21 protein-coding genes and 1 tRNA gene are annotated in these 21,117 nt (G+C 67.8%); 3 read left to right on the top strand and 19 right to left on the bottom strand.

Features of this window, described 5'->3' with window-relative positions:
* Positions 1-5: 5 nt before the first annotated feature.
* The 4 genes from rhmD to KHC24_RS11345 form a co-directional block, all read right to left on the bottom strand.
* Entirely contained in the window at positions 6-1,193 is a 1,188-nt protein-coding gene (gene rhmD, locus KHC24_RS11360; RefSeq protein ID WP_213363393.1) for an L-rhamnonate dehydratase, read from the bottom strand.
* A 72-nt stretch (positions 1,194-1,265) separates the two neighbouring features.
* Positions 1,266-2,585: an MFS transporter gene (locus KHC24_RS11355; RefSeq protein ID WP_213363392.1), complete on the bottom strand. Its 1,320-nt coding sequence runs from the start codon at positions 2,583-2,585 to the stop codon at positions 1,266-1,268.
* Between the two features lie 110 nt (positions 2,586-2,695).
* Complete coding sequence (locus KHC24_RS11350) at positions 2,696-3,448, bottom strand: SDR family NAD(P)-dependent oxidoreductase (RefSeq protein WP_213363391.1); 753 nt, start codon at positions 3,446-3,448, stop codon at positions 2,696-2,698.
* A gap of 13 nt (positions 3,449-3,461) precedes the next feature.
* A complete protein-coding gene (locus tag KHC24_RS11345; RefSeq protein WP_213363390.1) occupies positions 3,462-4,307 on the bottom strand; it encodes a fumarylacetoacetate hydrolase family protein in 846 nt (281 codons plus the stop codon).
* 133 nt (positions 4,308-4,440) lie between these two features.
* On the opposite strand from KHC24_RS11345, the gene KHC24_RS11340 reads away from it, so the two are divergent.
* On the top strand, positions 4,441-5,400 hold the full coding sequence (locus KHC24_RS11340; protein ID WP_213363389.1) for a LysR family transcriptional regulator: 960 nt from the start codon (positions 4,441-4,443) through the stop codon (positions 5,398-5,400).
* A gap of 17 nt (positions 5,401-5,417) precedes the next feature.
* Here KHC24_RS11340 and KHC24_RS11335 read toward each other — a convergent pair whose 3' ends face one another.
* From KHC24_RS11335 to KHC24_RS11325, 3 genes are all read right to left on the bottom strand, one after another.
* Positions 5,418-5,753, bottom strand: a complete 336-nt coding sequence (locus KHC24_RS11335) for a hypothetical protein (RefSeq protein WP_213363388.1) — start codon at positions 5,751-5,753, stop codon at positions 5,418-5,420.
* 59 nt (positions 5,754-5,812) lie between these two features.
* Positions 5,813-5,889, bottom strand: a tRNA-Asp gene (locus tag KHC24_RS11330).
* A 118-nt stretch (positions 5,890-6,007) separates the two neighbouring features.
* The gene (locus tag KHC24_RS11325; protein ID WP_213363387.1) at positions 6,008-7,111 is read right to left on the bottom strand and encodes an AI-2E family transporter; all 1,104 of its coding nucleotides are present in this window, start codon (positions 7,109-7,111) and stop codon (positions 6,008-6,010) included.
* A 288-nt stretch (positions 7,112-7,399) separates the two neighbouring features.
* Between KHC24_RS11325 and KHC24_RS11320 the strand changes: the two genes are divergently transcribed.
* A complete protein-coding gene (locus KHC24_RS11320; protein WP_213363386.1) occupies positions 7,400-8,824 on the top strand; it encodes a mannose-1-phosphate guanylyltransferase/mannose-6-phosphate isomerase in 1,425 nt (474 codons plus the stop codon).
* Positions 8,825-8,839: 15 nt separating this feature from the next.
* On the opposite strand, the gene KHC24_RS11315 is transcribed toward KHC24_RS11320, so the two are convergent.
* From KHC24_RS11315 to yajC, 5 genes are all read right to left on the bottom strand, one after another.
* A complete protein-coding gene (locus tag KHC24_RS11315) occupies positions 8,840-9,718 on the bottom strand; it encodes a phytoene/squalene synthase family protein (protein ID WP_213363385.1) in 879 nt (292 codons plus the stop codon).
* A gap of 42 nt (positions 9,719-9,760) precedes the next feature.
* Complete coding sequence (locus KHC24_RS11310; RefSeq protein ID WP_213363384.1) at positions 9,761-10,138, bottom strand: Mth938-like domain-containing protein; 378 nt, start codon at positions 10,136-10,138, stop codon at positions 9,761-9,763.
* A gap of 55 nt (positions 10,139-10,193) precedes the next feature.
* Positions 10,194-11,171: a protein translocase subunit SecF gene (gene secF, locus KHC24_RS11305; RefSeq protein WP_213363383.1), complete on the bottom strand. Its 978-nt coding sequence runs from the start codon at positions 11,169-11,171 to the stop codon at positions 10,194-10,196.
* A gap of 17 nt (positions 11,172-11,188) precedes the next feature.
* Positions 11,189-12,787 (bottom strand): protein translocase subunit SecD, encoded by a 1,599-nt coding sequence (gene secD / locus KHC24_RS11300; RefSeq protein ID WP_213363382.1) that lies wholly within the window; start codon positions 12,785-12,787, stop codon positions 11,189-11,191.
* Between the two features lie 154 nt (positions 12,788-12,941).
* Entirely contained in the window at positions 12,942-13,280 is a 339-nt protein-coding gene (gene yajC / locus KHC24_RS11295) for a preprotein translocase subunit YajC (protein WP_213363381.1), read from the bottom strand.
* A 197-nt stretch (positions 13,281-13,477) separates the two neighbouring features.
* Between yajC and KHC24_RS11290 the strand changes: the two genes are divergently transcribed.
* Positions 13,478-14,359, top strand: a complete 882-nt coding sequence (locus KHC24_RS11290) for an ATP-binding protein (protein ID WP_213363380.1) — start codon at positions 13,478-13,480, stop codon at positions 14,357-14,359.
* Positions 14,360-14,447: 88 nt separating this feature from the next.
* Here KHC24_RS11290 and KHC24_RS11285 read toward each other — a convergent pair whose 3' ends face one another.
* The 7 genes from KHC24_RS11285 to KHC24_RS11255 all read right to left on the bottom strand — a co-directional run bounded on the left by KHC24_RS11285 (position 14,448) and on the right by KHC24_RS11255 (position 20,935).
* Positions 14,448-15,752 (bottom strand): peptidoglycan DD-metalloendopeptidase family protein, encoded by a 1,305-nt coding sequence (locus KHC24_RS11285; RefSeq protein ID WP_271180554.1) that lies wholly within the window; start codon positions 15,750-15,752, stop codon positions 14,448-14,450.
* Positions 15,753-15,936: 184 nt separating this feature from the next.
* On the bottom strand, positions 15,937-16,596 hold the full coding sequence (locus tag KHC24_RS11280) for a protein-L-isoaspartate(D-aspartate) O-methyltransferase (RefSeq protein WP_271180553.1): 660 nt from the start codon (positions 16,594-16,596) through the stop codon (positions 15,937-15,939).
* Positions 16,597-16,626: 30 nt separating this feature from the next.
* On the bottom strand, positions 16,627-17,391 hold the full coding sequence (gene surE / locus KHC24_RS11275; RefSeq protein ID WP_213363378.1) for a 5'/3'-nucleotidase SurE: 765 nt from the start codon (positions 17,389-17,391) through the stop codon (positions 16,627-16,629).
* 124 nt (positions 17,392-17,515) lie between these two features.
* Positions 17,516-19,033, bottom strand: a complete 1,518-nt coding sequence (serS, locus tag KHC24_RS11270) for a serine--tRNA ligase (RefSeq protein ID WP_213363377.1) — start codon at positions 19,031-19,033, stop codon at positions 17,516-17,518.
* A gap of 26 nt (positions 19,034-19,059) precedes the next feature.
* Positions 19,060-19,848 carry a twin-arginine translocase subunit TatC gene (gene tatC / locus KHC24_RS11265; RefSeq protein WP_213363376.1) on the bottom strand — a complete coding sequence of 263 codons (789 nt, stop codon included), beginning with the start codon at positions 19,846-19,848 and terminating at the stop codon, positions 19,060-19,062.
* A complete protein-coding gene (tatB, locus tag KHC24_RS11260) occupies positions 19,845-20,534 on the bottom strand; it encodes a Sec-independent protein translocase protein TatB (RefSeq protein ID WP_213363375.1) in 690 nt (229 codons plus the stop codon). The genes tatC and tatB overlap by 4 nt, the downstream gene beginning before the upstream one ends.
* Positions 20,535-20,710: 176 nt before the next feature.
* The gene (locus KHC24_RS11255; RefSeq protein WP_213363374.1) at positions 20,711-20,935 is read right to left on the bottom strand and encodes a twin-arginine translocase TatA/TatE family subunit; all 225 of its coding nucleotides are present in this window, start codon (positions 20,933-20,935) and stop codon (positions 20,711-20,713) included.
* Positions 20,936-21,117 lie beyond the last annotated feature (182 nt).

The raw sequence follows: 21,117 nt of genomic DNA, 5'->3' as shown, positions 1-21,117 counted from the left end.
GTTCCTCAGCCGTTAGCGTAGGGGCGGTGCAACTTCACCTCGGGATTGAGCCGCACGCCGAAGCCCGGCTTGTCGAGCACGCTGGCCTTCATGCGGCCATTCACCGGCACCGGCTCGTCCAGCAGCAGCGGCGTGAACATCGGCACCACCTGATCGGGAACCGGGTGCATCATCAGGAACTCGGCGAAGGGCGAGTTCTGCCGGGTGATGACGAAGTGGTAGCTGTAGACCGAGGAGCCGTGCGGCACGACCAGCGCCGAATGGGCGTCGGCCAGCGCCGAGATCTTGATCAGCTCGGTGACGCCGCCGCACCAGCCGACATCCGGCTGGATGATGTCGCAGCAGCCCATCTCCAGCAGCAGCTTGAAGCCCCAGCGCGTCGCCTCGTGCTCGCCGGTGGTGACCAGCATGCCCTTGGGCACGTTCTTGCGCAGCTCGGCATAGCCCCAGTAGTCGTCCGGCGACAGCGCCTCCTCGATCCACTTCAGCCCGTATTCATGGGCCTTGTGGGCGAGCTTGGTCGCGTAATTGAGGTCGAGGCTCATCCAGCAGTCATACATCAGCCAGAAGTCGTCGCCGCAGCGCGAGCGCATCTCGGCGAGCAGCTCGATGTTCTTCCTGAAGCCTTCCTCGCCCTCGGCCGGGACATGGTGCAGCGGCAGCTTGCCGCCGATGAAGCCCATCTCCTTGGCGAGGTCCGGCCGCGCGCCGGTGGCGTAGAACTGCAATTCGTCGCGCACCGGGCCGCCGAGCAGCGCGTGCACGGGTTCCTTGCGCACCTTGGCGAGCAGGTCCCACAGTGCCAGGTCGACACCGGAAATGGTGTTCAGCACCACGCCCTTGCGGCCGTAATACTGGGTGGCGAAATACATCTGGTCCCAGATCTTCTCGATCTCGGTGACCTGGCGGCCGATCAGGAAGCGCGAGAGGTGCTTCTCGACGATGAAGGCGCCGATTTCGCCGGCGGTGGTCACCGCGAAGCCCACGGTGCCGTCGGAGGCCTCGATCTCCACCACCAGCGTGCCCAGCACGTTGATGCCGAAGCTCTGGCGGCTCTGGCGATACTCAGGGTACTTGCCCATCGGCGTGCCGATGTGATCGTCGATCCAGTGGCCGCCGGCCTGATCGTGATAATCGGCGCCGCCGCCGCGTACGGTGAAGGCCCGGACGGCCTTGATGGTCGGCATGGACATGATGTGTCGAGCTCCCGGTAGAAGGAAGCCGCGGCCGCCTCAGCGACGGCCGCGGTTGTCGATGAGAAGCACTCAGCGGCTGGTGGCCGCCGCGCCCGAGCGGGCCTCGCGGCCGACGCCGATGGCGGCCAGCGCGAAGACGAGGATGGCGCCGATCAGCGTCGTGCAGGCCAGCAGGTAGAGACCGGCGGACGTCGAGGCGAAGGTCGCCTCGGCCCAGTTCTTCACGTTCGGCGCCACGAAGCCGCCGAGCGAGCCGAGCGAGTTGATCAATGCGATGCCGCCGGCCGCCGCGACGCCGCCGAGATAGCCGGTCGGCAGGGTCCAGAAGATCGGCTGCACCGAGATGAAGCCGGCCGCGGCGAAGCACAGCGCGATCATCGACAGCAGCGGCGAGCCGGAGGCCACCGAGGCGGCGATGCCGGCGGCGCAGACCACGAGGATGCCGCCGGCGAACAGGCGACGCTCGCCGGTCTGGTCGGAGAGGCGCGGCAGGTAGTAGGTCGCCACCATCGCGCAGACCCACGGAATGGCGGTCACGATACCCACCGTCAGGCCCACCTTGGTGCCGAGCAGGCCGGCGACCTGGGTCGGCAGGTAGAACACCACGCCATACACGCTCATCTGGATGATGAAGTAGATCAGCGAGAAGTAGAGCACGCGCCCGCTTTTCAGCGCTGCGAGGGTGCCGCGCGGGCCGTGCGACTGCTTCACCGTGTCTTCGGCGTTCAGGGCGTCCTGAAGAACGGTCTTCTCCTGCGCCGTCAGCCACTTGGCGTCGGCCGGCTTGTTGTCGAGGTAGAAATACGCCCACACGCCGACCACCGAGGCCAGCAGGCCTTCGACCAGGAACATCCACTGCCAGCCATGCAGGCCGCCGACGCCCTGGAACTCCAGCAGCAGGCCGGAGAGCGGCGAGCCGAAGATGAAGGCGAGCGGGGCGCCGAAATAGAACAGGCCCATGGCCCGGCCGCGCGCGAAAGAGGGGAACCAGTAGGTGAGATACAGGATCACGCCGGGGAAGAAGCCGGCCTCGGCGATGCCGAGCAGCACGCGCAGGATGTAGAAGGTGGTCTCGTTATGGGCGAACATCATCGCCGCCGAGATCAGCCCCCAGGTCACCATGATGCGCGCCATCCAGATCTTGGCGCCGACGCGGTGCATGATCAGGTTGGAGGGCACTTCGAACAGGGCGTAGCCCAGGAAGAAGATGCTGGCGCCGAAGGCGAAGGCGGCATTGGAGATGCCGGTGTCGGCCTGGAAGGCCGCCTTGGCGAAGCCCACATTGGCGCGGTCGAGGAAGGCAAGGATGTACATCAGCAGCAGGAACGGCAGCAGCCGCTTCGTGACCTTGCTGATCGTCGAGAGTAGAGTCGGTGTCTGCGCGACCATGCGGGCGCCCTCCCTTGTTAGATGGACATACGCCGCCATTGCGTCCGGGACCGGCCCGGCGCTGCGATCTTGGTTGTTGTTGAAGGAGCCGCCGGTCGCCCGGCGACGCCTCAGTAGACGGCGCGACCGCCGGAGATGTCGAACACCGCGCCGGTGGAGAAGGCGCAGTCCTCGGAGGACAGCCAGGAGATCAGCGCCGCCGCCTCGTCGACCGCCAGGAAGCGGTTCATCGGGATCTTCGACAGCATGAAGTCGATGTGCTCCTGCTTCATCTGGTTGAAGATCTCGGTCTTCGCCGCCGCCGGGGTGATGGCGTTGACCAGGATGTTCGAGGTCGCCAGCTCCTTGCCGAGCGACTTGGTCAGCCCGATCAGCCCGGCCTTCGAGGCCGAGTAGTGCGAGGCGTTCGGGTTGCCTTCCTTGCCGGCGATGGAGGCGACGTTGACGATGCGCCCCCAGCCGTTCTTCAGCAGGTACGGCACCACCGCCTTGCAGGTCAGGAACGGCCCGACCAGGTTGACGTCGACAACCCGGCGCCAGGTCTCGGTGTCGAGCTCCCACAGCTTGCCGTTGCCGCCGGTGATGCCGGCATTGTTGACCAGGATGTCGATCTTGCCATGCGCGCCCGCCGTCGCCTCGGCGGCGGCGGTGACCGAGGCCTCGTCGGTGAGTTCGACGACATGGGTGGACACCTTGCCGAGCGAGCCCAGCACCGCGGCGGCCTCGTCGAGGCGGACGGCGTCGATGTCCCACAGCGCCACCGAGGCGCCGGAGGCGAGCATGCGCTCGGCGGTGGCGTAGCCGATGCCGCGGGCACCGCCGGTGATGATGGCGACGCGGCCGGTGAGATCGAGCTTGTTCATCTGGCTAGTTCCTTCACGCCGCCGCGACGGTGGTCTGCTGCTGCTCGCCGAGGCCGGAAATGGCGAGGCGCATGGTCTGGCCGGCCTTGAGATAGACCGGCGGCTTCTGGCCGAGGCCGACGCCGGGCGGGGTGCCGGTGGAGATGATGTCGCCGGGCTGCAGGCTCATGAACTGGCTGACATAGGAGACGATGGTCGGCACGTCGAAGATCATCGTGCGGGTCGAGCCGTTCTGGTAGCGCTTGCCGTCGACCTCCAGCCACATGTCGAGCACATGCGGGTCGGTGATTTCGTCGGTGGTGACCAGCCAGGGTCCGATCGGGCCGAAGGTGTCGCAGCCCTTGCCCTTGTCCCACTGGCCGCCGCGCTCGAGCTGGAAGTGGCGCTCGGAGACGTCGTTGATCACGCAATAGCCGGCGACGTGGTCGTAGGCGTCTTCCTTAGACACATATTTCGCGGTCTTGCCGATGACGATGCCGAGCTCGACTTCCCAGTCGGTCTTTTCCGACCCGCGGGGGATCTCGACGTCGTCATTGGGACCGACGATGCAGCTGGTGGTCTTCATGAACAGCACCGGCTCGTCGGGGATCGCCATGCCGGATTCGGCGGCGTGGTCGGTGTAGTTCAGGCCGACGCAGATGAACTTGCCGACCTGGCCGACGCAGGCGCCGATACGCGGCGTGCCTTCAACCGCCGGCAGCGCGGCGAGGTCGAGCGCGGCGATCTTGGCCAGGCCTTCCGGCAGCAGCGTCGCGCCGCCGATATCGGGCACGATGCCGGAGAGATCGCGCAGCACGCCCTGCGCATCGAGGATGGCGGGGCGCTCTGCCCCCGGTTCGCCGTAACGGACAAGCTTCATCCCGATCGCTCCTTCCCTGAGTTTCGCCAGCCTTGAGGCTGGAGGACTTTCTTGGGTCGGATTCCGTAGCGGCTGCCTCGATAACTTGATAATGAAATGTTCGAATTGATCAATTCCATCTGGTTATCGACTAATGGTCTCCTCCTCCTTTGCCGCCCTGGTGACCCGGCTGCGCTTCCGGCATCTGCGGCTCATCGATCTGCTGGCGCGCGGCGGCAACCTGCACCGCGTCGCCGCCGAGATGAACATGACGCAGCCGGCGGCTTCCAAGATCCTGCAGGACGCCGAGATCCTGCTCGGGGTGCGGCTGTTCGAGCGCACGCCGCGCGCCATGCTGCCCACCGAGATCGGCGCCTTCGTCGCCGACTATGCCGCCCGCACCCTGCGCGAGGCCGACAGCTTCGCCGACGGATTGGATAATCTGAAGGCCGGCGGCTTCGGCGCCCTGGCCATCGGCGCCATCATGGCGACCACGCCCGGCCTGCTGCCCAAGGCCATCGCCGAGCTGAAGCGCCGGCGGCCGCTGATGACCATCCAGCTGCTCGCCGCCACCAGCGACATCCTGCTCGACGCGCTGGAACGCAACGAGATCTCCATGGCGCTCGGCCGCTTCACCGATCCGAGCAACGCGCTGGCCTTCGATCTCGAACCGCTCGCCCATGAGGAATTGTGGATCTTCGTTGCCGCGCAGCACCCACTGGCCCATGTGACGTCGCTCACCCTCGGAGAGACGGCGCATATGCCTTGGGTGCTGCAGCAGAAGACCAGCCCGATGCGGCAGCTCATCGACCGGGCCTTCGTCGAGGCCGGGGTCGGCACGCTCAACAATCTGGTCGAGACCACCTCGATCTTCGCCACCCTGCATCTGGTGCGCGAGGCCGGCATGATCGCCTGTCTGCCGAAATCGATCCTGATGGAGGGCGTCGGCCGCGATACCTTCAAGCGACTGCCGATCGAGCTGCCGAACCAGCTGGGGCCGCTCGGCATCATCACCCGTCGTGGCGAGACCCCCTCGGCCAATGTCGCCGATTTCATCGATGTGCTGCACGAGATAGCCGCCCGCGAGCGGCAGACGCTCCTCGCTGGCTTCTGAGCTCCCTCGCGAGGACGTCAGCGCGCCGCTCTGGCGAAGATCGGCTCGTCCGCCTCTCCTGCCCAGCGCAGGCGCTCATACTCGGCGATGCGCTCGGCGAGGTCGGGCGGCTCCCTGTCCGCACCCGAATCCATGACATTGCCCTGGATCTCGCGAGCGACGACCGGCCACAGCCTGTCGACCACGCGGTCGAGATCGACGGGCGCCACGCGCGCTGCCAAATCCGCCGCGCACAACGCCCGTGCCCTGACTTCGATGTTTGTGTTCATGAAGAAAAGGTTACCACGCCTTGCGCAGGACATGTCCGCGAAAGTGTACACAAGGCGGCGATCCTCGACGTCACGAACAATCATCCGACCGAAAAGGTCGGAGAGGACGTCTGGATCGATTGCAGCGGGATTATCGATTGGAGTGGCGGGAGTGACGGGGCTCGAACCCGCGACCTCCGGCGTGACAGGCCGGCGCTCTAACCAACTGAGCTACACCCCCAACGACCGGGTCACTGTGTGGACCGCCCGTCGAGTGCGGCGGGTGTTAAGGCAGCCACGGCGGGGTGTCAAGCATCCTTGTCAGCCCCTTCCCCGCGGCCTGTGGACAGTACACGCACTCAGCCGGGAAGCTGCGGCCGGCGGGTCGCCAGCAGCGCATCGGCGAGTGCCATCGCGGCGATCAGCAGCGGCACCGCCAGGAAGGTACCGATCGGGCCCCACAGCCACGTCCATAGCGCCATCGATAGGAAGACCGAGAACGGATTGAGCGACACCCGCCGCCCGACGATCATCGGGGTCAGGAAATGCCCCTCGATCGAGGTGACCACCACGAACAGTGCCGCCGGCAGCAGTCCCTCGAACAGGCCGGGAAAGCTGACGATGCCGACCAGGGCGAGGACCAGCGTCATCGCTGCCGGCCCGACATAGGGAATATAGTTCAGCACCCCGGCAAGCACCCCCCACATCACCGGCGTCGGCAGCCCCAGCGCCCAGGTGAGCAGGCCGGTGGCCACCCCGAGGCCGGCATTGATGAAGGTGGCGGTGACCAGATAGGTACCGAGCCGCGTCTCGATCTCGCGGAACACCCGGAGCGCCGTCAGCCGTCCGGCACGCGGGCCGATCGCCTGCACCACCTTGCGCTTGATCTGGATCCGCCCGGCCAGGAAGAACAGCAGCGAGCCGACGAACAGGATGAAGCCGCCTATCGCCGGGGTCACCAGCCCGATAGCGCTTTCCAGCATGCGCGAATCGGAGATCGACACCGACATCGGCGGCTCGGCGGCGCGCCCGATCGATTCGAGCGCCTCCACGAAGGATAATATACGCTGCACCGCCGGCCGCAGCGTGGCGAAGCGTTCGCGCAGCGTGTCGCCAATCTCCGGTGCCCGCTCGATCCATTCGGCAAGCGGTCCGGCCAGCACCGTGGCGGCGCCGTAGAACGCCGCCGTGATCGCGATCACGATCAGCACCGCCGTCACCGGGGACGGGATGCCCCGCCGTGCCAGCGCCTCGATGAAGGGGCCGATGACGCTGCCGATGATCACCGCGGCGACGATCGGGATCAGCACCGGCCGCGCCACCACCAGCAGCGCGGCCAGGGCCAGAGCTGCCAGCGTCATGATCGCCAGTTGCGACAGGCGCAGCCAGATGAGATCGCTGCTCCTTGCCCGCGCCGACGCCGCCGGCACACGTAGACCGGCCGGGGTCAGATGGCCCGCCATCTGGCTTGCCGCCGGCCCCCCCTCGCCGGCCGTAACCCGCTGGATGTTCACTGCTGACCCGCCTCTCCGTCCGCCCCGCCCGTCGTCCACAACGCGCGGCCGCAAGGCCGGTTCCCGGCCGCCTTGCGGTCGAGACATCGTTTGGGGACAGCGGCTTGGCCGCCGGTCGGAAATCCGGCATGGTGCGCGGCGTCGCCGCCCGCGCGACGCTCCGGCTGTCACTCGCGTTGCGCCCGCCCAGCGGGCGCCCAGTTTGCGCCGGCTATGACCTGTCGGAGATCCCCTTCCATGCCGAGCCCCGCTCCGATTGTCCCTGTAATCCTGGCCGGCGGCAGCGGCACCCGGCTATGGCCGGTCTCGCGCGACAGCCTACCCAAGCAGTTCCAGGTACTCACCGGATCGCACACCCTCTATCAGCAGACGCTGCAGCGGGTGGCGGACCCTTCGCTGTTCGCCGCCCCCCTCGTCCTCACCCATGAGGATTTCCGCTTCTTCGCCCGCCGCCAGGCCGCCGAGATCGGCATGGAGGTCACGGTGGCGCTGGAGCCGATGCGCCGCGATTCCGGCCCGGCGCTGATCGCCGCCGCCCTCATCGCCCAGAAGCTGCATGGCGAGGACTGCCTGGTGCTGGCGCTCGCCGCCGACCATGTGGTGCTCGACGAGCCCTTGTTCCTCGACGCCTGCCGCGCCGGCGCACAGGCGGCCGCCGAGGGGCAGATCGTCACCTTCGGCATCACCCCCACCGAGCCATCCACCGCCTATGGCTACATCCGGCCCGGCAGCCCGGCCGGCGCCGGCGGCGCCCGCCCGGTCGCGGCCTTCGTCGAGAAGCCGGACCTTGCCACCGCCACCCGCTATGTGGCGGAGGGCTATCTGTGGAACTCGGGCAACTTCTTCTTCCCCGCCAGCGTGCTGCTGGAGGAGGCCACCCGCTTCGAGCCGGACATGGTCGCCGCGGTCCGCGCGGCGGTGGAGACCGCGATCGAGGATCTCGGCTTCATCAAGCTCGACGCCGGCGCCTTCGCCACCGCCCCGGCGAAGTCGATCGACTATGCGGTGATGGAGCACACTAGGCGCGCCGCCGTGGTCGAGGGCCGCTTCCGCTGGTCGGATGTCGGCTCGTGGGATGCGCTGCACGATCTCGCCGAGGGCGACGAGGCCGGCAACGTCACCCGCGGGCCGGTGACGCTGCTCGATTCCCGCAATTCCTATTTCCACTCCGAAGGCCCGCTGGTCGCCGGCATCGGCCTCGACAACCTCTCGGTCATCGCCACCGAGGATGCGGTGCTGGTGATGCCGATCGACCGGGCGCAGGACGTCAAGGGCCTGGTCGCGCAGCTGAAGACCGAGCGCCACAACGCCGCCAGCGAGCATCTGAAGGCCCACCGCCCCTGGGGCAGCTACCAGACCGTCTGCCGCGGCGAGCGCTTCCATGTGAAGAAGATCGTCGTCGAGCCGGGCGGGCGGCTGTCGCTGCAGAAGCATTATCACCGCGCCGAGCACTGGATCGTGGTGAAGGGCACCGCCGAGGTGACGCTGGACGGCAGGGTGTTCGAGGTGCGCGAGAACGAATCGACCTATCTGCCGCTTGGCGGCGTGCATCGGCTCGCCAATCCCGGCAAGATCCCGCTGGAGCTGATCGAGGTGCAGACCGGCTCCTATCTCGGCGAGGACGATATCGTCCGCATCGAGGACGTCTACAATCGTCCCTGAGCCGGCGAGCGCCGCTCAGGCCCCGACAGCCGCGCCGAAGCGGCGCGAGGCGCGCCATATGAGCCAGATGCGCCCCGGCGCGGAGACCGCCGGCACCTGCGTAAACGGGTCGTGCGCCCGCGCCATGCGGGCAAGGTCGCCGGGCACCAGCGCCAGCGGCAGGAAGGCCGGGTAATTGGCCGGATCGACCCCGGCCAGCGCCGCCATCGCCTGCTCATAGTGCCGCCGCGCCAGGTTGCGCAGGTCGGCCAGCGCCGCGCCGAGCCCCGGCGTCGCCTGTCCCGACAGCGCCGCCTCCGGCCCGACCCCATGCGCCTTCAACAGGTCGAGCGGCACATAGCACTGGCCGCGCCGCGCATGGTGGGGAAACGCCCGCAGAAGCCCCGTCACCGCATACGCGACCCCGGCATGGCCGGCGGCGTCGGCGAGCGCCCGCTCGCCGCCACGGCCCGGCGCCGCGCCGGTCAGGATCAGCGTCCCCAGCCGGATCAGCGCCGAGGACGTCTCGCCGGCATAGCCTTCGAGGTCGTTCACGCTGGGCATCGGGTCGTCGTACAGATCGAAGACGCGCGCATCGATCAGCGCGAAGAAGGCCGGGCGCGGCAGGCTGTGCCGGTTGATGGCGTCGAGCAGCGCCGCCGCCACCGGGTTCGCCTTCACGTCGCCGCGGGCGTCGCCGATCAGGGCGTCGCTCCACCATTGCAGCCGCACTTCGCCGGCGAGCGGATTGGTGATCGCCTCGCGCACCCGCGAGACCTCGATGTTGAAGGCATGCAGGGCCATCAGCGCCCCGCGGACCGGCTCCGGCGCGAACAGGCCGGCAATGTAGCGGTCGCGGTCGAATTCTCGCACCAGCCGCGTGCAATAGGCGATATCGGCGTCCGGTCCTTCCACGCCCGCCTCCTCCACGACCACGCCCTCCAAAAGCCCCTGCCCTCAGCGCAGCGCCAGCAGGGCGGCCGCCACCGGGCGTCCCTCGGCCAGCAACACATTATAGGTCGAGGCCGCCGCCCGTGTCGGCATGGCGTCGATGCCGATGCCGGCATCGCGCAGCCGCCAGCGCAGCGCGTCCGGCACCGCCCACGGCTCCACGCCGGTACCGATGATCAGCATCTCGATGGCCGCGCTCTCGGCGAGCACCGGCGCCAGCGCGGCGGCGTCGATCTCGCCGACCGTGGCGATCCGCCAGGCATGGATGCCGCTCGGCAAGGCGAGGATCGAGCCGTCCGAGGCCATGCCGGCAAAGTGGAAGAAGCCGGCGCCATAGCCGTCAATGGGCACCTGACGGGGCAGATGGGCGTCGGGCGTGGCCATTGTCGAGGGCTCCGGGTGCGGAACGCCGTTCGCGGCGCTCCGGCATGGGGTCAGTTCACGGCCGCGCCGGCTTGCCTTCCGCCGGCTTGCCTTCTGCCTTCGCGGCCTTCGCCTCGGCATCCTTCTCCGCCATGGTGCGGGTGTTGACGCCGAGATAGATCAGCAGCGGCGAGGCGATGAAGATCGAGGTGTAGGTGCCGACCAGCACCACGCCGAACATCATCGTCACCGAGAAGGAGTGGATCGCCCGCCCGCCGAACAGCACCAGCGACAACAGCGCCAGCGTGACCGTCACATGGGTGATCACCGAGCGCGACAGCGTCGAGTTGATCGATTGGTTGAGCAGTTCGTCGATCGGCATCTTCTTGTAGCGCCGCAGCATTTCGCGGATGCGGTCATAGATGACGATGGTGTCGTTCAGCGAGTAGCCGAGAATGGTCAGCAGCGCCGCCACGCTGGTCAGGTCGAAGTCGATCTGGAAGATCGCCATGAACCCGATGGTCAGCACGATGTCGTGGAAGTTGGCGATCGAGGCGCCGAGCGCGAACTGCCACTCGAAGCGGAACCACAGATAGACCAGGATGCAGAACACCGCGGCGATAAGGCCGACAATGCCGTAGCTGAGCAGTTCCTGCGACACGCGCGGGCCGACCACCTCGACGCGGCGGTATTCGACCGCATCGCCGAGCGCGGCGCGCACCTTGCCCGCCACCACCTGCTGGGCGCTTTCGCCGCCCGGCTGCTGGGCGACGCGGATCAGCACCTCGCCATCGGAGCCGACCTCCTGGATCTGCACTTCGCCAAGACCGAGCGTCTCCAGCTTGGAGCGCACGTCGCCGATGTCCAGCGTGTTGTTCGGGTAGCGCACCTCGAGCAGCGTGCCGCCCTTGAAGTCGATGCCGAAATTCAGCCCGACGGTCAGGAAGGCGACGAGGGCGACGATCGACAGCAGCGCCGAGATCGGGAAGCTGATGCGCCGGAAGCGCATGAAGTCGAATTTTGTGTCGTCCGGAACTATGCGGAGCAGACGCATGGGAGCTGTCGCCTTTCTCAGATCGGCACGCGCTGGGGACGCTTCCAGCGCACCCAGACAGCCGCCATCAGGCGGGTCAGCGTGAAGGCGGTGAACACGGTGGTGAGGATGCCGATGCCGAAGGTGATGGCGAAGCCGCGCACCGGGCCGGAACCGATATAGAACAGCACCGCCGCCGCGATGAAGGTGGTGATGTTCGAATCGAGGATGGTCGCCAGCGCGCGCGAGAAGCCGGCATCGATGGCGGAGATCGCCGAGCGGCCGGCGCGCGCCTCCTCGCGGATGCGCTCATAGATCAGCACATTGGAATCCACCGCAATGCCGACCGTGAGCACCACGCCGGCAATGCCCGGCAGGGTGAGCGTCGCCCCGAGCATGGCGAGGATGCCGAAGATCATGCCGACGTTCACCGCCACCGCCAGTACGGCGATGACGCCGAACAGGCCGTAGGTGGCGATCATGAACAGTGCCACCGCCAGGGCGCCGACGATGGACGCCACGATACCCGAGCGGATCGAATCGGCGCCGAGTCCGGGCCCGACCGTGCGCTCCTCCACCACCTGCAACGGCACCGGCAGCGCGCCGGCGCGGAGCAGGATGGCGAGGTCGTTCGCCTGCTGCACGGTGAAATTGCCGCTGATCTGGCCGGAACCGCCGAGGATCGGCTCGCGAATCACCGGCGCCGAGATCACATGGTTGTCGAGGATGATGGCGAAGGGCTTGCCGACATTCTGCTGCGTCGCTTCGGCAAAGCGCCGCGCGCCGTTGGTGTTGAAGCGGAAGGTCACCACCGGTTCGCGGGTCTGCGGGTCGAAGCTCGGCTGCGCGTCGGTGAGGTCCTCGCCGGCGACCAGCACGCGGTCCTCGATCACGTAGGGCTGCGGCGGGTTATCCTGCGAGGTGAGCACCTGCGTGCCCGCCGGCGGGCGGCCCTGCAGCGCCTGCTGCGGGTTCACCGAGGTATCGACGAGGCGGAAGGTCAGCTGCGCGGTCTGGCCGAGCAGCGCCTTGAGGCGCGAGGGATCCTGCAGGCCGGGCACCTGCACCTGGATGCGGTCGGAGCCCTGGCGCTGAATCGACGGCTCGGTGGTGCCCAGCTGGTCGATGCGCTTGCGGATGATTTCGATGGACTGCGACACCGCCTGGATGGTGCGCGCCTGGAGGCCGGCGGAAGACGGGGCGACGCGGATGGTGTCGCCGCTCAGCGACACGTCGGTGTCGAGCTGGCCACCACCCGCCATCACTCCGCCGATCGGCTGGGCCAGTTCGCGCAGCTTGGCGAGCGCCGCGTTGCCGTCATTGCCGTCGCGCAGGCGCACGATGACGGCATCGCCCTGGATCGCGACATTGCTGAAGCCGATCTTGGCGTCGCGCAGCAGTCGGCGGGAATCGTCGCGCAGCTGGGTGAGCCGTGCCTGGCGCACATCGTTCTGCTGCACTTCGAGCACGATGTAGGAGCCGCCCTGCAGATCGAGGCCGAGCACGATCTTGCGCTGCATGAAGCTCGGCAGCTTTTCGAAAGCGGTCGGCGACAACAGGCTGGGCACTACCATGAGGCAGATGATCGCGGAGCAAACCACGATCGCCAGCGCTTTCCATTTGGAGAAATAGAGCATGTCGTTCTTTCCGGCCGCTCGCGTTCAAGCGGGCCGCTGAAGCCCTTTCCGACCGGGCGGAGGCGCCCGATCGCCGCAAGGCGCTCCCGATCCCATCATCCGGAGCATGTTCTCAACGCAAAAATCTTTCAACTTTCGCGGAACAGCTGGTGCCTCAGGAGGCGCCGTCTTCCTTGGCGGGCTCGCCCTTGGCGCGCACTTCCGAGATCATGCCGCGCAGCTGGCGAATCTTCACGCCCTCGCCGATCTGCAATTCGATCTCGTTGTCGTCCACCACCCGCGCGACCTTGCCGATCAGGCCGCCGGAGGTGACCACCGTATCGCCGCGGCGAACCCCCTTCACCAGTTCCTGGTGAGCCTTCACCTTCCGCTGCTGCGGACGCAGGATGAGGAAATACATGATCACGAAGATCAGAACGAAGGGCAGCAGCGACATCAGCATGTCGGTACCGCCCGGGCCGGCGGCCTGCGCGTAGGCGGGCGTGATCAGCATAGGGGTTCCTTGTCCGTCGAAAACGTGGCGGGCAACAGGCCCGGCGAAGCGCGCGGAATATACTGACGCGCCTGCCGATTGCAAACGCCGTCGGCACCCGGCGACGTCACGTCTGCGAAATGGAGTAACCCGCGTTACGGTTGTGCTTGTATCGCCGGCCGGGGATGGCTATTCCGGCTCCGCCAAGGAGTCCCATCATGACCCACATTTCGGACGATCTCGGAGCCGTTCTCGCGCGCATCGCCGATGCGCTCGACCGTCTCGCCCCGCCGACCGCCGCCGCCATCGATTTCACCGCCGCCGACGCCTATGTCTGGCACGCGGAAGGGCGCCGCCTCGAGCCGGTGCCGCGCGTCAGCCGCGTGGCGATGGAGCTGCTGAAGGGTATCGACCGCACCCGCGACATGCTGGTGGACAACACCTCCCGCTTCGCCCGCGGCCTGCCGGCCAACAACGCCCTGCTCTGGGGCGCGCGCGGCATGGGCAAGAGCTCCCTGGTCAAGGCCGCGCATGCCGAGGTCAATGCCGGTCTCGTCGCCGACGGCCTGCCGCCGCTGAAGCTGATCGAGATCCATCGCGAGGACATCGAGACCTTGCCGGCGCTGATGAGCCTGATGCGCCCGGCGCCATTCCATTTCATCGTCTTCTGCGACGACCTGTCCTTCGATGCCGACGACACCTCCTACAAGTCGCTGAAGGCGGTGCTGGAAGGCGGCATCGAGGGCCGGCCAGACAATGTCATCTTCTACGCCACCTCCAACCGCCGGCACTTGCTGCCGCGCGACATGATGGAGAATGAGCGCTCCACCGCCATCAATCCCGGCGAGGCGGTGGAGGAGAAGGTGTCGCTATCCGATCGCTTCGGCCTGTGGCTCGGCTTCCACAAATGCTCGCAGGACGACTATCTGGAGATGGTGCGCGGCTATGCCGCCCGCTTCGGGCTGCCGATCGACGACGAGACGCTGCGCCGCGAATCGCTGGAATGGTCGACCACGCGCGGCGCCCGCTCCGGCCGCACCGCCTGGCAATATGTGCAGGATGTCGCCGGACGGCTCGGCGTGGCGCTGACCGAGCGCTGATCGAGGTCAAACAAAACCGCGCCCGGCCTTGCGGCGGGCGCGGTGCAAGTGGCCGGGTTCGGAGGCCCGGCGAAGCGGAGACCGGCGGTCAGAGACCGGCGAGATACTGCGAGGGATCCATCGCCTGCGAGCCCTTGCGGATCTCGAAATGCACCTGCGGCGAGTTCACATTGCCGGTCTGGCCGGCCTTAGCGATCACCTGGCCGCGCTTGACGGTGTCGCCCTTCTTCACGTCGAGCGCGCTGTTGTGGGCATAGGCGGTAACCCAGCCGTCCGAATGCTTGATCAGCACCAGATTGCCGTAGCCCTTCAGCTCGCTGCCGGCATAGGCGACGACGCCGTCCTCGGCGGCCTTCACCGAGGTGCCTTCCGGCACCGAGACGTTGATGCCTTCATTGGTCTGGCCGCCCGGCTTGGGGCCGTAGCCGGAAATGATACGCCCGCGCACCGGCCAGCGGAACTGCACGCCGCTCGCGGTGCGGCTTTCTTCCACCGGTTCGGTCGGCTTCACCGCGGCGATCACCTGCGGCTTGGGCTCGGCGGGAACCGCGGCCGGCGCCGCCGCGACGACGGCGGGGGCCGGCTTGGTCGCGACGACCGGCTTGGCGGCGGGAGCCGCGGCGACGGCGGCCGGCGCCGCCAGCGCCGGGGCGGCGGCGGTCACCGGGGTCGTGGTCGCCGGCTTGGCGGCAGCGAGGGGCGCGGGCGCGGCGGCAGGCTTGGCCGCCAGTGTGGCGGCGCTGGCGCCGGGGATCACCACGCTCTGGCCGATGCGCATCTGGGCGCTGGTGTCGAAGCCGTTGGCGGCGGCAATCTGCGAGACCGGCACATTGTAGCGGCGCGACAGCGAATTCAGCGTCTCGCCGGGGGCGACGACATGCGCGGCGCCGGCGGCCGCCATGGAAGGCTTCGCCACCGCCGGCGCGTGCAGCACCGGCGCGGGCTGGACGGGAGCCGCGGCAACCGGCGCCGGCTGGCGCACCGGGGCGGCGGCCGGCGTGGCATAGCTGCCGTAGAGCGGCTGCTGGGCCGGAGTGACGCTCGCCAACTGCTGCGGCTGCTGCGGCGCGCCGTAGGAAGGCTGCGCGGCGCCGTAGGTCTGGGGAGCGCCATAAGTCTGGGGAGCGCCATAGCCTGGCTGGGCGCCATAGGAAGGCTGCGCGGCGCCGTAGGCCGGCGCGGCGCCATAGCCCTGCGGCGCTGCCGCCACCGGCCGCGGCGCGGCATAGGACGGAGCCGCCATCGGCGCGGCCTGCACCTGCCCGGTGGGCGCGGCGGCGATCGAGCCGGTATAGGCCGGCGCCGACTGCGCCGCGAACGGGCTCTGATTGGGATTCTGGAAGCGGCCAACATCCGAACTGCATGCCGCCGCCGTACCGCCCAGCAGCGCCACGACCGTCAGCCGCAGAAAGGACCGGGAGCCCGAAGCCGACCAAGATTCACGCATCCAAGACCCGAGCATCGCACCCATCACCCGCACGCCAAACACAGGTGGGATTAAAGGCTCGTATAGGTAAACATCGGCTTAAGTCCGCTCACGCTGCGGCGCATGAAACGGCGAAAGCGTGGCGGAATCGCTACAGAATCTCGGCTACGCCCGGCAGCAGCGGCACGAAACGCACCCGCCCCAGTTCATGCCGCTCCAGCCCGTCGGGGGTGGAGACGATCCGCATCAACACCTGTGTACCGTCGGGCTCGCCGATCGGCGCCACCAGTATGCCGCCATGGTTAAGCTGGGCCAGCAGCGCCGGCGGCACCTCGCGCACCGCGGCGGTGACGAGGATGCGGTCATAGGGCGAGGTGGCGAGGTAGCCGTAGCGGCCATCCGCCACCACCACGTCGACATTGGCCAGTTCCAGCGCCTTCAGCCGTGCCCGCGCCTCGGCGGCCAGCGTGTGGAATCGCTCCAGCGAGATCACCCGGCCGGCGAGATGGGCGAGCACCGCCGTCTGGTAGCCGCTGCCGGTGCCGATTTCGAGCACGCGGTGCTGCGGGCCCGGCTCCAGCGCCCCGGTCATCCGCGCCACCAGCGAGGGCTGGCTGATGCTCTGCCCGCATTCGATCGGCAGCGCCTGGTCGCTCCAGGCGAGGTGCCGGAACGCCGATGCGATGAACAGGTGGCGCGGCACCTGCTCCATGGCGCGCAGGATGTTGCGGTCGCGCAGGCCACGCTGGCGCAGCGAGAGCAGCAGTGCCGCCCGCGCCGTCGCCTCGGTCTCGTCGATGTCGCCCGCCACAGCCGCCGCCTCTCGCCTCGCCCGCCGCAATCAGCCGTGGAACAGCTGCGCCAGCTTGGTCATCATCGGCTCGTCGGTCATGTCGAGCCGCAGCGGCGTCACCGAGATACAGCCCTGGTCGAGCGCGTGCAGGTCGGAGCCGTTCACCGTCTCGAACACCCGCCGCTCGAAGGCGATCCAGAAATACGGATTGCCGCGGCCGTCGGCGCGCTCGTCGATGCGCAGCAGTTCCTGGTTGCGCTTGCCCTGCGCCGTCACCCGCACCCCGACCACCTCTTCCGGCGGCCGGTTGGGGAAGTTGACGTTGATCAGCAGGCCCGGCGGGATCCCCTCCTCCAGCAGCTTGCGGATCACCGTCGGCCCGTGATGCTCGGCCGCGTCATAGGAGGGCGCGTGGCGGGTGGCGAGCCCATAGGCCTGGGACAGCGCGATGGAGGGGATGCCGAGCACCGTGCCCTCCATGGCGCCGGCCACCGTGCCGGAATAGCCGACATCCTCGGCGACGTTCTGGCCGCGATTGACGCCGGAGAGCACGAGGTCGGGCTTGCTGTCCTTGAGGATGTGCCGCACCGCCATGATCACGCAGTCGGTCGGCGTGCCCTTCACCGCGAAGCGCTTCTCCTCCACCTGCCGCAGCCGCAGCGGATCGGAGAGCGACAGCGAATGCGACACGCCGGATTGGTCGAATTCCGGCGCCACCACCCACACGTCGTCGGAGAGCGCCCGGGCGATCCGTGCGCAGGCCTCGAGCCCGGGCGCGTGGATGCCGTCGTCATTGGTCACGAGGATGCGCATAGCCTGTCCATTCGTCGTCGCGGCGGAAAGCGGGCGGCCGGCGGAATCGCTCCGCCCGGCCACCTCCCCCGATATCACCTGACGGCAGCCTCCGCGATGACGCGAAGCACAGAATCGGCGGCGATCAGTTCGCCGCGATCCGGGTGCGCCCGCCCATATAGGGCACCAGCGCATCGGGCACGCTCACCGAGCCGTCCTCGTTCTGGTAGGTCTCGAGGATCGCCACCATGGCACGCCCCACCGCCACGCCCGAGCCGTTGAGCGTGTGGACGAAGCGCGGGCCCTTGCTGTCCTTCGGCCGGTAGCGGGCATTCATCCGCCGCGCCTGGAAGTCGGAGCAGGTCGAGACCGAGGAAATCTCGCGATAGGCATTCTGCCCCGGCAGCCACACCTCGATGTCGAAGGTGCGGGCGGAGGCGAAGCCCATGTCGCCGGTGCACAGCGTCACCACCCGGTGGTGCAGGCCGAGCTTCTTCAGCACCGCCTGCGCGCAGGCGAGCATGCGCTCCTGCTCCTCCAGCGACTTTTCCGGCGCGGTGATCGAGACCATCTCCACCTTGTTGAACTGGTGCTGGCGGATCATGCCGCGCGTATCGCGCCCCGCCGCCCCGGCCTCGGCGCGGAAGCAGGGGGTGAGCGCGGTGAAGCGCAGCGGCAGCTCGTCCTCGGCGAGGATCGACTGCGCCACCAGATTGGTCAGCGGGACTTCGGCGGTGGGGATGAGCCAGAGATTTTTCGGTAGGACCTCATCCCGAAGATTTGCAAAATCAGCCTGCTCAAGATGAATGCTCAGACCTTCAATGAGGATCTCCAACTCGTCCAAGCGCCCTTCCATAAAGGTTACTAGGACGCCATTCCACGTATCGGAAAACTCGGGATATTTTTCGATATAGTACTTAAAATCAAAAACCTTACGCAAAGTACCGGCGGCAAACTGATCCTCGCGGAACTTCGGCAGTTGCGCGGTGCCGAACATCGCCTCGTCCTTGACAAGGACCGGCGGCGCCACCTCGGTATAGCCGTGCTCTTCCGTGTGGGTGTTGATGAAGAACTGCCCGATCGCGCGTTCCAGCCGCGCCAGCTGGCTCTTCAGCACCACGAAGCGGGCGCCGGACAGCTTGGCCGCCGCCTCGAAATCCATCTGGCCGAGCGCTTCGCCGATCTCGAAATGCTGCTTCGGCGCGAAGGCGTAGGTGCGGATCGCCGGCATGGCGAGCGCCGAGCCCTCGATCTCCGCATGCGGCGCGGCGTCATACGGCACGTTGTCGTGCTCGTCGCGGCCGTCCGGCACCTGCGCGAGCGGCGCGTTGGGAATGGCGGCGAGCGCGTCGTGCAGCTCGGCCTCGGCCGCCTTCACGTCCGCTTCGATCGCCGGGATCTCGGTCTTGAAGCCGTTCACCTCCGCCATCAGCGCCTCAGCGCGGGCGTTGTCGCCGGACTTCTTGGCGGCGCCGATCTCCTTGGAGGCGGCGTTGCGGCGGGCCTGAAGCTCCTCCAGCTTGACGATGCCGTCGCGACGGCGCGCATCGAGCGCGATCAGCCCGTCGACCAGCGCCTGCGCCTCGGCCTCGTCGGTGCCGCGCCGGACGAGAGCGGTCACCAGTCCCCGCGCGTCTTCGCGGATCCATTTGATGTCGTGCATGGAGGTTGCCCCTCGAAACCCGTGTCTTAAGCGGCGTTTTCCTTCGCCGCTGCCGCCGCGCGCCGCTTCTCGACGATGCGCACGAGGTAGACCGAGACCTCGTAGAGAAGCAAGGTCGGGATGGCGAGCGAGAACTGGCTCACCACGTCCGGCGGCGTCAGCACCGCGGCGGCGACGAACACGCCGACGATGGCGTAGCGGCGGAACTTCTTCAGCTGGTCGGAGGTGACCACCCCGATCTGCGCCAGCAGCGTGAGAATCACCGGCAGCTGGAAGCAGATGCCGAAGGCGAAGATCAGCGTCATGATCAGCGACAGATATTCGCTGACCTGCGGCAGCAGCGAGATTTCCGGCGAGTCCGGCCCGGCGGCCTGCTGCATGGAGATGAAGTAGCTCATCGCCAGCGGCATCGCGACGAAATAGACGAAGGCGGCGCCGATGAGGAAGCAGACCGGGGTGGCGATCAGATAGGGCCGGAAGGCGCCGCGCTCATGCTTGTAGAGTCCCGGCGCCACGAACATGTAGACCTGCGACGCCACCACCGGGAAGGAGATGAACGCCGCCCCGAACATGCCGAGCTTGATCTGGGTGAACAGGAATTCCTGCGGCGCCGTATAGATCAGCTTGACGTTCTGCGAGCCGCCGGCGGCGAACTCATAGGGCCAGAGCAGGATGTTGTAGATCGCCTTGCCCAGCATGAAGCAGGCGAAGAAGGCGATGAAGAACGCGATCAGCGATTTGATCAGCCGCGAGCGCAGCTCGACCAGATGCTCGATCAGCGGAGCCTTGGAAGCGTCGATATCGTCCTGGCTCATGCTGCGCCGCCCTTCGCCTTCGTCGCGTCATCGCCGGCCGGCGCGGCGGGGACGGCACCCACATCGGCCTCGGCGGTCTTGGTGCTGGCTGTCGGAGCGGCTGCGACAGGCGGATGGTCGAGATCGGCCACCGCCTCGGCAATCTCCGGCTCGGCAGCCTGAGGCTTGGCGGCCGGCTCGGCCGATGTCGCCACCTCCGTCGCCGTGGCGACGGCCACCGGCTGCGGCGGCGCCTCGGCAATGGCGTCGGCGGCGTCGCGCACCTCGGCCTCGATGCTCTCGAAGGCGTTCGGCTCCAGCTCGGTCGCCTCCGGCGCCGACGGCGGGGCCGTCGGGTCGGCGGGCGCCGGCAGATCCTTGCGCTCCACCGGCGTCGCCGCGTCCTTCAACTGCTGCTCGATGTCGTGCAGCGGATTGGTCGGGATCGAGGCCGCCACGCTGTCGCGCACGCTGGATATGCTGTTCTGCGTGTCGTCGGCGAAGCCGGACAGCGTCTTCTTCACATCCGCGAGATCAGCCTCGCGCAGCGCTTCCTGGAAGGTGCCCTGGAACTCGCCGGCCATGCGGCGCAGCTTGCCCACCATGCGTCCGACATTGCGGATCACGCCGGGCAGTTCCTTGGGACCGATCACGATCAGCGCCACGACGCCGATCACCAGCATTTCGGACCAGCCGATATCAAACATGAACGATGATGGGGCAGCGCGACGGCTGCCCTCCCCGATCCGATGGTGTGCGATTCATAGCCTGTCCGCGTCGTCCGGTGTGCCGGCACCGCACGGCCCGGCGCGTCGGTGGACGCACCTGGCTGCGGCGTGCAGGCCCTCCCCCGGCCCGACGGGCCGGGAAGCCGCCATGCCCGTCAGCTGACCTTGCTGCGCTCGGCCTCGACGCTGTTCTGGTGGTCGAGCGTGCGCACTGGCTCGGCCGGCTTGGACGGCGTCTCGTCGTCGTCGGCCATGCCCTTCTTGAACGCCTTGATGCCCTTGGCGGCATCGCCCATCAGCTCCGACAGCTTGCCGCGACCGAAGAGGAGGAGCACGACAACCAGCACGATAATCCAATGCCAGATGCTCAACGAACCCATATCAGAAACTCCCTGAACCGAAACGCCTGCCCCAAGCGGCTGGAACTCACGGCGCGCGCGTCGCAACTGAGGCCGGACACTAGAGCATCGCGCGGAAAAGTGGGAACAGCTTTTTCGCGCAGTCCCTGCTCACGTGATGGGCATCGGTCGTTTCGCGATCAGCCGCGCCTGCCCTACCTAAG

The sequence above is a fragment of the Ancylobacter defluvii genome, from assembly GCF_018390605.1.
Taxonomy (GTDB): Bacteria; Pseudomonadota; Alphaproteobacteria; order Rhizobiales; family Xanthobacteraceae; genus Ancylobacter; species Ancylobacter defluvii.
The sequence above is the reverse complement of the archived record's forward strand: the minus strand, read 5'-3'. Positions and strand labels throughout refer to the sequence as shown.